This window comes from Azospirillum sp. (genome assembly GCF_035628975.1).
Lineage (GTDB): Bacteria > Pseudomonadota > Alphaproteobacteria > Azospirillales > Azospirillaceae > Azospirillum.
This window is the reverse complement of record NZ_DASPIS010000055.1, coordinates 17,115-31,264: the sequence shown is the minus strand read 5'-3', so window position 1 is coordinate 31,264 and position 14,150 is coordinate 17,115. Positions and strand designations below refer to the sequence as shown.

Genomic DNA, 14,150 nt, shown 5'->3' with positions numbered 1-14,150 from the left:
CCCTTCCCATGCTGGCGCATGGGCCCCTCCCCTCCCCCGCTCCGCGGGAGAGGGTGGATTAGCGAAGCGGCGGCAGTCCCCTCTCCCTCGATCGGACCGGCCTTCGGCCGGCCGAGAGCGGGGGAGGGTCGGGGAGGGGGCAATCGAAGCCCGCACCCAGCCAACAAAAAAGCCCCTCTCCGGCATCCCGGAGAGGGGCTTTTTCTTACCCTAAGACCATCAAGCCTTCAGGATGCCGCGGCCGGCGAAGCGGGCTGCGACGCCGAGCTGCTCCTCGATGCGGATCAGCTGGTTGTACTTGGCGAGGCGGTCCGAACGGCTCAGCGAGCCGGTCTTGATCTGGCCGCAGTTGGTGGCGACGGCGAGGTCGGCGATGGTGCTGTCCTCGGTCTCGCCAGAGCGGTGCGACAGCACGGCGGTGTAGCCGGCCTTGTGCGCCATATCGACCGCTTCCAGCGTCTCCGACAGCGTGCCGATCTGGTTCACCTTCACCAGGATCGAGTTCGCCACGCCTTGGCGGATGCCCTGGGCCAGACGCTTCGGGTTGGTGACGAACAGGTCGTCGCCGACCAGCTGCACCTTGTTGCCGATGGCGTCGGTCAGCGCCTTCCAGCCTTCCCAATCGTCTTCCGCCATGCCGTCCTCGATCGAGATGATCGGGTAACGGCCGGCCAGATCGGCCCAATAGGCGACCATCTGCTCCGGCGACAGCGACTTGCCCTCACCGGCCAGTTCGTACTTGCCGTTCTTGAAGAACTCGGTCGAAGCGGCGTCGATGGCGAGCATGACGTCGTCGCCCGGCTTGTAGCCGGCGGCCTCGATGGCCTTCATGACGAAGCCGAGCGCGTCCTCGGTGGAGGCGAGGTTGGGAGCGAAGCCGCCCTCGTCACCGACGTTGGTGTTGTGGCCGGCGTCCTTCAGCTTCTTCTTCAGCGACTGGAAGATCTCGGAACCCATGCGGATGGCATCGGCGCCGGTTTCGGCGCCCACCGGCATGATCATGAATTCCTGGATGTCGATGGGATTGTCGGCATGGGCGCCGCCGTTGATGATGTTCATCATCGGCACCGGCAACAGCGAGGCGAAGGCGCCGCCGACATAGCGGTAGAGCGGCAGGCCGGCATCCTCGGCGGCGGCGCGGGCGACCGCCAGCGACACGCCCAGGATGGCGTTCGCGCCCAGGCGGCTCTTGTTCTCGGTGCCGTCCAGGTCGATCATGGCGAGGTCGATGGCGCGCTGGTCGTCGGCGTCCAGGCCGGCGAGCGCGTCGTAGATCTCGCCGTTGACGGATTCGACCGCCTTCAGCACGCCCTTGCCGCCGAAGCGGCCCTTGTCGCCGTCGCGCAGTTCGACCGCCTCATGGGCGCCGGTGGAGGCGCCCGACGGCACCGCGGCGCGGCCGAAGGCGCCGCTGTCCAGCGCAACGTCCACTTCCACGGTCGGGTTGCCGCGGCTGTCCAGGATTTCGCGGGCGTGAATCTCGGTGATGACGCTCATGGTGGGTCGATCCTTCGAGGAAAGGCAGCCGCGTTATGGTCGCGGGCCGCGTTTTGGGGCGCGCTGGCTTGATAGCCCCGACGTCCGGGCGATGCAATATCTGCTTCGGCTTACAACCACGCGAAAATGCGGAGTTTTGCCGCGGAAATCAGAGGAATCCCTCCACCATCGCCGCGAATTCGGTCGGGCGTTCGGCATGCAGCCAGTGGCCGACCCCCTCGATCATGCGGATTTCCGCCTTGGGGAAATGGCGGCGGATGGCGTCGTGATGCTCCGGCCGGACATAGCCGGACGCACCGCCGCCGATGAACAGGGCAGGGCCTTCATAGCGGGCGCCGGCGAAATCGGGGAAGCCGATCAGCCCCTCCATGTTCGCGCCGATGGAGTCGAGGTTGATCCGCCAGGAGAAGACGCCGTTCTCCAGCACCAGATTCTGCATCAGGAAGGAGCGCAGCGGCGCCTCCGGCACGGCGTCGGCAAGCTGCGCCTCCACTTCCGGCCGGCGGGTGACGCCCTCCAGCTTCGCGGCCTTCATGGCGGCGACGTAGGGGGCGTGGGTGTGGGTGTAGGCAACGGGGGCGATGTCGGCGACCACCAGCCGCTCCACCCGCTCCGGATGGGCAAGGGCCAGCGCCATGGCGGTTTTGCCGCCCATGGAATGGCCGACGACGGTGGCGCGGGCGAAGCCGCGGTCGTCCAGGAAGCGCAGCACGTCGGCCGCCATCTCCGGGTAGCTCATGCCCTCGGCCCAGGGCGCGCCGCCGTGGTTGCGCAGGTCCAGCGCATAGACCCGGCGCGATTCGCCGAAGCGGCGGGCCAGCGTCTGCCAGTTGCGGGCCGAGCCGAACAGGCCGTGCAGGACCAGCATCGGCGTTCCGCCGTTGGCTTCGCCGGCTTCCAGATAGGTCAGGGGGAGGGCTTGCTGCTGCGGCATGTCGGGGACCTTTGACCGATTGGGTGACTGGAGATGCGTTCTGGACGGATGCGGGCGGCGATCCTATGACGAACGCGGACGCACCGCTAGGATGCCGCCCGGCCAATTCTGCACCACAAGAGCGACCCTGCCATCGTGTTCCGTCATATCCTGTCCGTCGGCGGCCTGACCCTGGCCAGCCGGGTGCTCGGTTTCCTGCGCGACGTGCTGACCGCGGCGCTGCTCGGCGCCGGGCCGGTCGCCGACGCCTTCTTCGTCGCCTTCCGGCTGCCGAACCACTTCCGCGCCCTGTTCGCCGAGGGGGCGTTCAACTCCGCCTTTGTGCCGCTGTTCTCGGGCAAGCTGGTGCAGGACGGCGCAGCCGCCGCCCGCCGCTTCGCCGACGAGGTGATGACCCTGCTGGTCATCGTGCAGATGGTGCTTCTGCTGGCGGTGCTGGCCTTCATGCCGCAATTCATGACGGTCTTCGCCCCCGGCTTCGCCGACGAGCCGGAGAAGTTTCGGCTGGCGGTTCTGTTCACCAGCATCACCTTCCCCTATCTGCTGCTGATCTCGCTGGTGTCGCTCTATGGCGGCGTGCTGAACAGCATGAGCCGCTTCGGGGCGGCTGCCGCAGCACCGATCCTGATGAACCTCTGCCTGATCGCGGCGCTGGTGGTGGGAACCCCGCTGATGCCCAGTGCCGGCCATGCGCTGTCCTGGGGCGTCCTGGCTGCCGGCGTGGCGCAATATCTCTATCTGGCCTGGGATGCGCGGCGGGCGGGCATGACCCTGCGGCCGGTGATGCCGCGCCTGTCGGCGGACGTGAAGCGCTTCCTGACGGTGCTGGGGCCGGCGGCCTTGGGGTCGGGCCTGACGCAGATCAGCCTCTTCGCCGACACGCTGATCGCCTCGGCCCTGCCGACGGGCGCGGTGTCCTACCTCTATTACGCCGACCGGCTGAACCAACTGCCGCTGGGGGTGATCGGCATCGCCGTGGGAACCGTTCTGCTTCCGGAAATGTCCAGGCGGATCAAGAGCGGCGACGAGGCCGGCGCCGTCGACAGCCAGAACCGCGCCATCGAGCTGTCGCTGGTGCTGACCCTGCCGGCGGCCATCGCCTTCCTGGTGGCGGGCACGCCGATCCTGTCGGTGCTGTTCCAGCGCGGCGCCTTCGGCCCGTCCGACGCCGCGGCCTCCGCCCTTACCCTGCAAGCCTATGCTTTGGGTCTGCCGGCCTTCGTGGTGATCCGCAGTCTGGTCAACGGCTTCTACGCCCGCCAGGACACGGCGACGCCGGTGCGGGTGGCGCTGGTGGCGGTCGGCGTCAACGTGGCGCTGAAGCTGGCGCTGATGGGGCCGCTGGCCCAGGTCGGGCTGGCGGTCGCCACCTCCGTGGGCGCCTGGGTGAATGCCGGGCTTCTGGCGCTGCTGCTGCACCGACGCGGCCTGTTCCGGGCCGATGCGCGCCTAACCCGCAATCTGCCGCGCATGGTGATCGCAGCATCCGCCATGGCCGGCGCCCTGTGGCTGGTGACCGAACGGCTGGCGCCTTGGCTGGGTGCCACCGGGCTGTTCGAGCGGCTGGGAGGGCTTTTGGTGCTGGCGGTGGTCGGGCTGACGGTCTACGCCGTCGCGGCCGTGCTGCTGGGGCTGGTGCGGCGCAGCGACCTCGGCCTTCTGCGCCGCCGTCGCGCCAAGACCTGAATCAGCCCTCGCTCTGCAGCGGACGGTCCGGGTCGGCGCTCCATTCCGACATGGAGCCGTCATAGAGCCGCACGCCGGCCACGCCGGCGATCTCGCTCAGCGCGAACCAGGACACCGAGGCGAGGTGGCCGGTGTTGCAGAAGGTGATGGGCTGGTCCTGCAGGGGCAGTCCCGCCTGCTCGGCCATCGCCTTCACCGTCTCGGCCGAAGCGAAGCGATGGTCCGCCGCCGAGAAGAGCGGGGCGATGTCCAGGTTGACGGCGCCAGGGATGGTGCCGGCGGCACGGGCCTGCGGGCTTTTGGCCTTGCCGGCGAACTGCTCGGCGGAGCGGGCATCATGCAGCGGCGCGGTTCCTTCCTTCATTGCCGCCTCAACCTCCGCCACGGTGGCGCGCAGATCGGTGCGCGGATGCGCGGTGAAGGTCGCCGGCTTGCGTTCCGCCGGCAGCGGCTTCACCGGACCGCCGGTCGCGGTCCAGGCGGCGAAACCGCCGTCCAGAACCGACACCGCGTCGTGGCCCAGCATCTTGAAGGTCCAGTAGACGCGGGTGGCGTTGCCCATGTCAGACGCGCTGGCGCCGGCCGCCACCAGGACCACATGGTCGCCGTTGCCGATGCCGAGACCACCAATCAGCCCCTCCAGCACTGCCGGTTCCGGCAGCATTCCGGCCCCGCCGCCGACCACAGTCCGCCAGCCAGCTGTTGCATAGTCGGAATGAACCGCTCCCGGAATGAAGCCGTCGTTCGGCGGGGTCCGCACGTCCAGGACGACGATGCCGGGGCTGTCGAGCCGGCTTTTCAGCCAGGAAACGTCCACAAGCGGGGAATTGCTGCTGTCGGTCATCACGGTGAACCCGGTTCCAGTTGGTCGCTGCCATTGCGTTGCAGTCGTCGTTACTCAATCGTAACGAATGATCCGGCAAGATGGCGGATGCCCGCCGTAGCGGGCGGTGCGACAGTTTGGGCGAAGCTCCGGGGCGGGGAAAGCCCAATCTTGTCGCAAAACCCGCCGGTCGGTGGCGTTGCCCGCCCACCCGTCCGGGGTGTAGAGTAAGCCGTTCGTATAAATGGCGCCCCCTTGCGGCGCGGGAGCTTGGACATCCATGGCCAACATCGACGACCTGCTCGGCGCGCCCGATCCCAACGACGGCGATGCCTCGTCCTTCGCCATCGGCGACGCGCCGGTGGAGATCAAGGTCGTCATCGGCACCGCCATGCTCCGCGTCCGCGACCTGCTGAAGCTTGGCCGCGGCGCCGTCGTCGAACTCGACCGCCATTTGAAGGATCCGACCGACGTCTATGTCGAAGGCGTTCTGGTCGCCCGCGGCGAAGTGGCGATCATCGACGACAAGATCGGCGTTACCCTGACCGACTTCATCAAGTCCAGCCGCGAATGGAAGCGCTGACCGCCGCATTCCTTCCTAGCCGTCGTTTATTCTGTCGATGCTTCATTCGGTAGCAGCCGCGCTCACGCTGGAGTCTTGACGGCGGGCGATGGCATCTGGTCTCGTTGTTCGCGGTCGCGGGATGTGCCGTCGCGGACGGCGTCGCCCACCGGCCGGCCCGGAGAGCGAAGCCATGCCCCACCAAGCGGTCTCCCCATCCTCCTGCCTGCCGCGCCTCCATTCGAACCCGCGCGCCGACCATGAGCGGGCCTACGGCCCATCCGAACGCGCGATCCTGAGCCGCGCCGCCTTCGAAGAGGCGATGTCGGAAATCGGCGCCTGGCCCGGCTACGCTCCGACGCCGTTGCGCTCCCTGCCGGGTCTGGCGCGGGAGGCCGGGATCGATCGGCTCTGGTACAAGGATGAAAGCGCCCGCTTCGCGCTGGGCAGCTTCAAGGCGCTGGGCGGCGCCTATGCCGTGCTGCGGCTGCTGGCGCGGGAGGTGACGGCGCGGGTGCCGGGCGTGCCGGTGACGGCGCTGGATCTCGTCGTCGGCCGCTATGCCCAGGTGACGCGTACATTGACCGTGACCACCGCGACCGACGGCAACCATGGCCGTTCGGTGGCCTGGGGCGCGCAGGTGTTCGGCTGCAACTGCGTGGTGTACGTGCCGGCCGCCTGCTCGCCCGGGCGCCGTGTGGCCATCGAGGCGTACGGGGCGCGTGTGGTGGTGGTCGACGGATCATACGACGACGCGGTGCGCCGGGCCGCCGCAGATGCGGCGGAGAAGGGCTGGTTCGTCGTCTCCGACACCTCCTACACCGGCTATATGGATATCCCTCGCGACGTGATGCAGGGCTACACCGTGATGGTGGAGGAGGCGATCTCCCAGCTTCCCGCCAGCGAACGGCCGACCCACGTGTTCGTGCAGGGCGGCGTCGGCAGCCTGCCGGCGGCTGTCTGCGGCCATCTGTGGGAAAGCTGGGGGCGCCAGCGCCCGCGCTTCGTGGTGGTGGAGCCGCACAACGCCGACTGCTTGTACCAGAGCGCCGTCGCCGGCCGTCCGACGCGGTCGGAGGGCGACCTGGACACGGTGATGGCCGGGCTCGCCTGCGGCGAGGTCTCGTTGCTGGCCTGGGCGATCCTGGAGCGCGGAGCCGACGATTTCCTGACCATTCCCGACGAGGGCGCCGTCACCGCCATGCGCAAGCTGGCCGACGGCAAGCATGGCGGCCGGCCGATCGTGGCGGGCGAATCGGGCGTGGCCGGGCTGGCCGGGCTGCTCTGCGCCGCGGCACATGACGATGTGCGGCTCGCGCTCGGCCTTGCGCCCGACGCCCGGGTGCTGGTGTTCGGGACCGAGGGGGCGACCGACCCGGAGGTCTATGAGCGGATCGTCGGCCGCTCGCCGGAAATGGTGGCGGAGGAGCCGGTCAGCGCAGCAGGTCGGTGACGATGTTGGCGCCGTCGGCGGTCAGGCGGTCGGCGGTTTCGCGATAGTCGCGGGTGCCGGAGAAGCCGCCGGCCGCCGTCACACGCTGGATCCAGGCCGGGGAGGCGCCCAGCGACACCAGCCGCTGCACCATCGCCTGGGTGGACCGCATGGTCATCCGGCCGTTCTCCGCCATGCGCGGGGCATGGACCATGAACTCGGCGCGGGGGGCCGCATAGCGGGGGTAGCCGGCCAGATAGAGGCCGACGCACATGCTTTCGCAAGAGTCGCCGTCGCGCACCCGGGTGGCGATCGGACGGCCGCCCTGGCGCTCTGCCAGCACCGCGTCGATCATACGGTATCCCGCCGCCGTGAAGCCGCCGGGGCTCGACAGTTCGACCACCACCGGACGGCTTGCGGGCAGGGCGTGCAGGGCATCGACGAAGCGGCGCTCCGCCCCCGGCGTGATGATGCCGTCCAGCCGCAGGACCGTGGCATCGCCCTGATCGCTGCGCGACAGGATGGCGTCGGGGAACTCGGCGGAGGCCGGAGCCGCGGGCGCCGGGTTGACGGTCACCGGGGCGAGCGAGACGCTGGCCGGGCGCGTGGCGGCCGGCTGGGTGGCGGCATGGCTGATCGCGGCACCCGTCACCACCAGCCCGCCCAGAGCCACACCGAACCCGATCTTCCGCACCAGCGCTTGAACCGACATCACGACCTCCCCGCTCTACCTGATCAGCGTGGCGGTCAAAGCTTGCCCGAGGGTTAACGGAACGTCTGTGGCGGGCCGCACAATGGAGGTAGGAAAGCCGCGGCGCGATAAAGCGTGCGCGCGGGCGCAAAGGGCGTTAGAAGAAACAGGATTCCAAGGGTATGGCCGGGGCGCCCGTTTTCGCGGCGGTCCATGGCCCGTCCCGTGCCGTGAACGTCGAAGAGCGGAACGATGTCGTACATCCAGGGTGAAACGGGCGATTGGGAAGTTGTGATCGGGCTTGAGGTCCATGCCCAGGTGATTTCGAACGCGAAGCTGTTCTCCGGCTCCGCCACCGAATTCGGGGCCGCGCCGAACAGCCAGGTCAGCTTCGTCGACGCCGCGTTCCCCGGCATGCTGCCCGTCATCAACGAATATTGCGTCGAACAGGCGGTCCGGACGGGGCTGGGCCTGAAGGCGCAGATCAACCTGAACTCGGTCTTCGACCGCAAGAACTACTTCTACGCCGATCTGCCGCAGGGCTACCAGATCAGCCAGTTCCTGCAGCCGATCGTCGGCAAGGGCGAGATCGTGCTGGACCTGCCGGACGGCACCAGCCGCACCGTCGGCGTCACGCGCCTGCACCTGGAACAGGACGCCGGCAAGTCGCTGCACGACCAGCACCCGTCCAAGACCTACATCGACCTGAACCGGTCGGGCGTGGCGCTGATGGAGATCGTGTCGGAACCCGACATGCGGAGCTCGGAGGAGGCCGGCGCCTACGTGCGCAAGCTGCGCTCCATCCTGCGCTATCTCGGCACCTGCGACGGCAACATGGAGGAAGGCTCCATGCGCTGCGACGTCAACGTGTCGGTGCGCAAGCCGGGCGAGCCCTTCGGCACCCGCTGCGAGATCAAGAACGTCAACTCGATCCGCTTCGTCATGCAGGCGATCGAGTATGAGGCGCGCCGCCAGATCGAGATCATCGAGGAAGGCGGCAAGATCGACCAGGAAACCCGCCTGTGGGACACGACGAAGTTCGTGACCCGCTCCATGCGGTCGAAGGAAGAGGCGCACGACTACCGCTATTTCCCCGACCCCGACCTGCTGCCGCTCGAACTCGACGCGGACTGGGTGGAGGACATCAAGAAGACGCTGCCCGAACTGCCGGACGACAAGAAGGCCCGTTTCATCGAAGACTACAAGCTGTCGGTCTATGACGCCGGCGTGCTGGTGTCGGAGAAGTCGAAGGCCGACTATTTCGAGGCGGTGGCGAAGGGCCGCGATCCGAAGCTGGCGTCCAACTGGGTCACCGGCGAGCTGTTCGGCTATCTGAACAAGGCCGGCAAGGAGATCGAGGAGAGCCCGGTGTCCGCCGAGAATCTCGGTGGGCTGATCGACCTGATCGCCGACAACACCATTTCCGGCCGTATCGCCAAGGAAGTGTTCGAGACGATGTTCGAGACCGGCGAGAAGGCCGCCGACATCGTCGAGAAGAAGGGTCTGCGGCAGGTCACCGACACCAGCGCCATCGAAGGATCGATCGACGCTGTCCTAACCGCCAATCCCGACAAGGTGGCGGAATTCCGTAGCGGCAAGGACAAGCTGTTCGGCTTCTTCGTCGGTCAGGTGATGAAGGCGACGCAGGGCAAGGCCAACCCGGCGATGGTCAACGAGATCCTCACCAAGAAGCTGAAGGGGTAAGCGACCGCACCCCTTTGGCGGTGCGCAATCGCCGTACTGTCCGAAAGAAAGCCTCTTCCCCGCGGGAGAGGCTTTTTTCTTGGGTGACGCGCGGCGATGCGGAAAAGCCCCAGTTGAATTTTCCCGGTTACTATCGCCACAGTGCTGGAAACGGCGGAGGTTCCATGGCGGCAGAACCGGAGATTGTGGCGCTGGCGGGTGTTGCCGCCGGTGGTCTGCTGGGGATGCTGCTGGGCCTTCTCGCCGGGCGTCGGTCCGCCCGCCGGCACACTGCGCCGGGACCGGCCATCCATGAACCGGACATTGGCGAACGGCTGGAGATGGCTCTGGAGGCGACCGGCGCCGCCGTGTGGGATGCCGATCTGGTGGCCGGCACCTGCTGGTGGTCGGATACCTTCCCGCGCATGTTGGGCTATCGCACGCGGCCGCCGATGCTGCCGGACTTCTGGGAGAAGCGGCTGCACGCGGACGATCGCGAGCGGGTGCTGGCCCATATCGCCTCGCATCTGGCGGGGGAGACCACCAGCTACGCCTATTCCTACCGCCTGCGCCACGAGGGCGGCGGCTGGGTGTGGATCGCCGCCAAGGGCCGCGCCTTCCGCGACGAGACCGGGCGGGCAGTGCGCTATGCCGGCATCATGACCGACATCACCGAAGCCCGCCGGCAGGAGGAGCGGCTGCGCGCCAGCGAGGAACGGCTGCTGAAGATCATGGAGGCGGCGCCGATCGCGGTCAACGTCACCACCCGCGACGGCCGCTGGCTGTTCTGCAATGCCCAATCCGTGCGGCTGATGGGGCGCAGCCGGACCGAGTTGATGCGCACGCCGGTGGCCGATCTCTATGCCGATCCCGCCGACCGCAACGCGCTGATCGCCCGATTCGACCGCGAAGGTCCCTTCCGCAATGCCGAAATCCGTTTCCGCCGGCCCGACGGCAGCGTCGTTTGGGTTTTGTCGTCCTGGAACAGCATCGAACTGGACGGCGAATCGGCCCTGCTGACCTGGCTTTATGACATCACCGACCGGAAGGCCGCCGAGTCGGCGATGGTTCAGGCGCGGGAGGAGGCGGAGCAGGCGTTGGCGGACCTGCGCGAGGCACAGGAAAGCCTGATCCAGGCCGAAACGATGGCCTCGCTCGGCCAGCTGGTGGCGGGTGTCGCGCACGAGATCAACACGCCCATCGGTATCGGCCTGACGGCAGCCAGCCATATCGGCGAACAGGCACAGATCCTGCGCGACCGTTTCACCGGCAACACCCTGCGCCGGTCGGAATTCCTGGAATTCCTGGATGGGTTGAGCGAGAGCAGCCGCCTGCTGATGGCCAACATCGACCGAGCCGCCTCGCTGGTGCAGAGCTTCAAGCAGGTGGCGGTCGACCAGTCTTCCGGCGACCGGCGGGTGTTCGAACTGGGCAGCTATATCCGCGAACTGCTGTTCTCGCTCCGCCCGCGGCTGAAGCGCACGAACCTGAAGGTGGCGGTGGAGTGTGACGACGAACTGACGATGGACAGCTTCCCCGGCGCCCTGGGGCAGGTGCTGACCAATCTGGTGATCAATGCCGTCGTCCACGCCTATGGCGACGGCGACCGGACGCTGGACAGGCCGGCCGGCACGATCCGGATCACCGCGCAGCCGGATGGGACCGAGCGGGTGCGAATCGATTTCATGGACGATGGCGCCGGCATCGCACCGGAACATCTGTCGAAGGTGTTCGATCCCTTCTTCACCACCAAGCGGGGCCAGGGCGGTTCGGGCCTTGGCCTGCACATCGTGTTCAACACGGTCACAGGTCCACTGGGCGGTACGGTGTCCGTCCAGTCCTGGCCGGGGCAGGGAACCCGCTTCACCATCCTGCTGCCCCGTGAAGCACCGGCGATTCATGCGATGCCAGCCGAGGAGCCGGCACTGACCTGAACCGGCGGTACGGATCAGGCGGCCGGCCGAGGCAGCGGATCAGGCGACGTGCAGTTCGTGGAACTGGAGATGCTTGGGCCGGCGGCCGCGGCGCTTGGGAGCCGCGAAGTTGGCGAGGGCCCCGTTCTCACCGCGCAGTTCGGCATTCAGTTCCTGAACGCAGCGCTGCAGCAGTTCCTTCTCCCGCTGGTCTTCGCGGTCGGTGATTTCCAGGCAGCTCAGCTTGATCTCGACAAGGTCGATCAGCGTTTCGGCGCAACGGCGTGACAGGGTCATCGAATCCTCCACGGCATCGGGGTGCGGCGTCACTGTCCGGCGGGGCGGGCCTTTCGGAATCGACCTCGCACGACCGAATTGAGCGTCACCCGGGCTTTCTGTTGGGCTTTTTGTTGCTCATGGTTGCATCATAACCGACGAACCTTAAAAAGTACCTAAAATTTTATACAGATTTGTCCCATTATGATGTTTTTCAGGAAAAGCGGATTTCGGCCTCTGTAAGCGTTGACAAGGGTACGGCTGGCCATTAGAAACCTCCCCACGCCAGCGGTGCCCCACGGGACGCCGCACTGGCTGGAGGGGTGGCCGAGTGGCTGAAGGCAACGGTTTGCTAAACCGTCATAGGGTTTAAAGCCCTATCGTGGGTTCGAATCCCATCCCCTCCGCCACCTTGTTGTTTTCCAAAAAATCCGAAATCATCGCAACTGCCTGCTGTTCTGGGCAGCACGCCGCTCTCGGCGAGCGGCTATGTTCGTTGCGGCCTTTGTATCGACTGTCCAATTTGATCGAAGCGGGCGCTGACCTTAGAACGCCGGATTCCGATATCAAGCCAAAATATGAACTCGTCGTTCAGGAAGCGCGGCAGGGCTTCCGATATCTGGACCATTGACGGTTTCAGGTAAGCCCTGTGCGGTCGACCAGGTAGAATGAAGGCAATGTTGCCGGTCCTCAGGTTCATTCAGGACCACATCATCAAAGCCGTCAAAGAGACCGCCACGCAAAGTCGATGCGGCAACTCACCACTTTTTCAATAGGTCGAGCGAGAGAGGTTACCGGCCTTGCGCCGATAACCTCTTGCCGATGCGCCTCTGTGACCGCCGACGACCTAGGCGGCGCGGATACCGGTCAGGAACCGTTCCACTTCGGTCTTCATCATCTCTGACTGGCGGGAGAGTTCGCCTGCCGCTCCCAGAACTTGGGTGGCAGCTGAGCCGGTTTGCGTGGCGCCACGGCTGACGTCGGTGATGTTGATGGTCACCACCTCGGTGCCGCGCGCCGCTTCCTGGACGTTGCGGGCGATCTCGCCGGTTGCCGCGCCCTGCTCCTCGATCGCCGAGGCGATGGAGGTGGCAATTTCATTGATGCTGCCGATCGTAGAGCCGATGCCGGTAATCGCCGTTGCAGCTTCGCTGGTGGCCTGCTGCATCGACGCGATCTGGGTGGCGATTTCCTCGGTCGCCTTCGCCGTCTGGTTGGCGAGATTCTTCACTTCGCTGGCGACCACGGCAAAACCCTTGCCGGCTTCGCCGGCCCGAGCCGCCTCGATGGTGGCGTTCAGCGCGAGCAGGTTCGTCTGGCTGGCAATGTCGGTGATGAGTTTCACCACATCGCCGATGCGCTGGGCAGCGTCGACCAGACCACGGACGCGATCGTTGGTGGCCTGCGCTTCCTCGACGGCCTGACCGGCAATCTCGGTGGAGCGGGTGACTTGCGAACTGATCTCCCGGATCGAGGCCGACAATTCATCGGTCGCCGAAGCGACGGTCTGCACGTTGACCGAAGCCTCTTCAGCTGCAGCCGCAGTGCTGGCCGCCTGGCTGTTGGTCAGTTCCGCCGTGTGCGACATGCTCTGCGCGGTGGCATCCAGTTCGGTTGCGGCAGCGCTGACTGTGCGCAGGATGCCGGACATGCTGTTGTCGAAGCCGGCAATCAACTGCTCGACGGCGGTGGTGCGTTGCTCCTTGAACTTGCGCTCGGCCTCCTCGGCTTCGGCCAGCCGTTGCCGATCAAGCGCATTGAGCTTGAAGACCTCCACCGCGCGGGCCATGCCGCCGATCTCGTCGCCACGCTCGGCCCCGTTCACCTCAACCGTCAGATCGCCCTGGGCCAGTCGCGACATCGTGTCAGTGATGCTGGCAATGGGGCGGGCAATGCCGGAACGAGCGATAAGGATGCTGCCGATCAGCGCAACGCCGATGCCCGCGATGCCGACAACGATCATCAGCATCAGCATGCGCGCGCCATATGCCTCCAGATCGTCGTTCGCTCGTTGAATGCTGTCGAAGTTCTGCTGCGCCCGCCGTTCCAGCTCCTCGCCCAAAGCCTTGCGATTGGCACGAGTGACGTCGGTGTTTCCGTACTTGTTCGCTTCATCGGGGCTGACCTCGACGCCTAGACGAGCCGCTTCGTTGCGAAGCTTGATGAATTCGGCCACACTCTGCTCCAGAGGCAGAAAAGCCGCATGCCGATCCGGAGGAAGAAGAGCCTTCCACTCGGCCATCCGCTTCCCCATCAGCTCTGTGCTCTTCCAAACCGATTTTGCGAAAGTCTCGATTTCCGCCTTCGATTTGCTGGCATAGAGCCCGCGGCTCTCCATCACGACCTTAAGGACGAGCCCGTTGATCTGCTCGCCCAACAGAGCGCGCTGGGATGAGCTTTGGATATCATCGACGCGAGAGTCGTATGTTGCCATTCCGCGAAAGCCGATTCCACCGAGCAGGGCGGCCGTGAGGGCCAGCCAGAGTACAGCGGTGGTGATCTTGGTGCTGATGCTGAAGCGTGCGAGGAACCTGCCCATGACATAGTCCGCCTATGGCCAAACTGATATGTCAGTTAGCGTATCCCTCTAGTTCCTCAAGAAAGCGTTACGAAACGTGTGAGGTCACAGTCGCATTACTTAAGTTTGTTCGAA

Annotated in this window: 11 protein-coding genes and 1 tRNA gene; 6 read left to right on the top strand and 6 right to left on the bottom strand. The window is 66.3% G+C overall.

Features of this window, described 5'->3' with window-relative positions; genetic code table 11:
* Positions 1-219 precede the first annotated feature (219 nt).
* Together eno and VD964_RS12660 are read right to left on the bottom strand one after the other, a co-directional pair.
* The gene (eno, locus tag VD964_RS12665; protein WP_324868943.1) at positions 220-1,497 is read right to left on the bottom strand and encodes a phosphopyruvate hydratase; all 1,278 of its coding nucleotides are present in this window, start codon (positions 1,495-1,497) and stop codon (positions 220-222) included.
* 148 nt (positions 1,498-1,645) lie between these two features.
* Positions 1,646-2,431 carry an alpha/beta fold hydrolase gene (locus VD964_RS12660; protein WP_324868942.1) on the bottom strand — a complete coding sequence of 262 codons (786 nt, stop codon included), beginning with the start codon at positions 2,429-2,431 and terminating at the stop codon, positions 1,646-1,648.
* 135 nt (positions 2,432-2,566) lie between these two features.
* Between VD964_RS12660 and murJ the strand changes: the two genes are divergently transcribed.
* Complete coding sequence (gene murJ / locus VD964_RS12655; protein ID WP_324868941.1) at positions 2,567-4,117, top strand: murein biosynthesis integral membrane protein MurJ; 1,551 nt, start codon at positions 2,567-2,569, stop codon at positions 4,115-4,117.
* A gap of 1 nt (position 4,118) precedes the next feature.
* On the opposite strand, the gene VD964_RS12650 is transcribed toward murJ, so the two are convergent.
* On the bottom strand, positions 4,119-4,961 hold the full coding sequence (locus VD964_RS12650; RefSeq protein ID WP_324868940.1) for a sulfurtransferase: 843 nt from the start codon (positions 4,959-4,961) through the stop codon (positions 4,119-4,121).
* A gap of 259 nt (positions 4,962-5,220) precedes the next feature.
* On the opposite strand from VD964_RS12650, the gene fliN reads away from it, so the two are divergent.
* Positions 5,221-5,523, top strand: a complete 303-nt coding sequence (gene fliN / locus VD964_RS12645) for a flagellar motor switch protein FliN (protein ID WP_014188019.1) — start codon at positions 5,221-5,223, stop codon at positions 5,521-5,523.
* Between the two features lie 172 nt (positions 5,524-5,695).
* Positions 5,696-6,955 carry a diaminopropionate ammonia-lyase gene (locus VD964_RS12640; RefSeq protein WP_324868939.1) on the top strand — a complete coding sequence of 420 codons (1,260 nt, stop codon included), beginning with the start codon at positions 5,696-5,698 and terminating at the stop codon, positions 6,953-6,955.
* On the opposite strand, the gene VD964_RS12635 is transcribed toward VD964_RS12640, so the two are convergent.
* Complete coding sequence (locus VD964_RS12635) at positions 6,936-7,646, bottom strand: hypothetical protein (protein WP_324868938.1); 711 nt, start codon at positions 7,644-7,646, stop codon at positions 6,936-6,938. The two genes, VD964_RS12640 and VD964_RS12635, sit on opposite strands and share 20 nt — an antisense overlap.
* A gap of 231 nt (positions 7,647-7,877) precedes the next feature.
* Here VD964_RS12635 and gatB point away from each other — a divergent pair, with 231 nt between their 5' ends.
* Entirely contained in the window at positions 7,878-9,329 is a 1,452-nt protein-coding gene (gatB, locus tag VD964_RS12630) for an Asp-tRNA(Asn)/Glu-tRNA(Gln) amidotransferase subunit GatB (protein ID WP_324868937.1), read from the top strand.
* Between the two features lie 164 nt (positions 9,330-9,493).
* Positions 9,494-11,242, top strand: a complete 1,749-nt coding sequence (locus VD964_RS12625; protein ID WP_324868936.1) for a PAS domain-containing sensor histidine kinase — start codon at positions 9,494-9,496, stop codon at positions 11,240-11,242.
* Between the two features lie 39 nt (positions 11,243-11,281).
* Here the strand turns inward: VD964_RS12625 and VD964_RS12620 are convergent, their stop codons facing one another.
* Positions 11,282-11,518 (bottom strand): hypothetical protein, encoded by a 237-nt coding sequence (locus VD964_RS12620; RefSeq protein WP_014188024.1) that lies wholly within the window; start codon positions 11,516-11,518, stop codon positions 11,282-11,284.
* A 296-nt stretch (positions 11,519-11,814) separates the two neighbouring features.
* Between VD964_RS12620 and VD964_RS12615 the strand changes: the two genes are divergently transcribed.
* Positions 11,815-11,907 (top strand) — tRNA-Ser (locus tag VD964_RS12615).
* 437 nt (positions 11,908-12,344) lie between these two features.
* Here the strand turns inward: VD964_RS12615 and VD964_RS12610 are convergent.
* Positions 12,345-14,036, bottom strand: a complete 1,692-nt coding sequence (locus tag VD964_RS12610; protein ID WP_324868935.1) for a methyl-accepting chemotaxis protein — start codon at positions 14,034-14,036, stop codon at positions 12,345-12,347.
* Positions 14,037-14,150 lie beyond the last annotated feature (114 nt).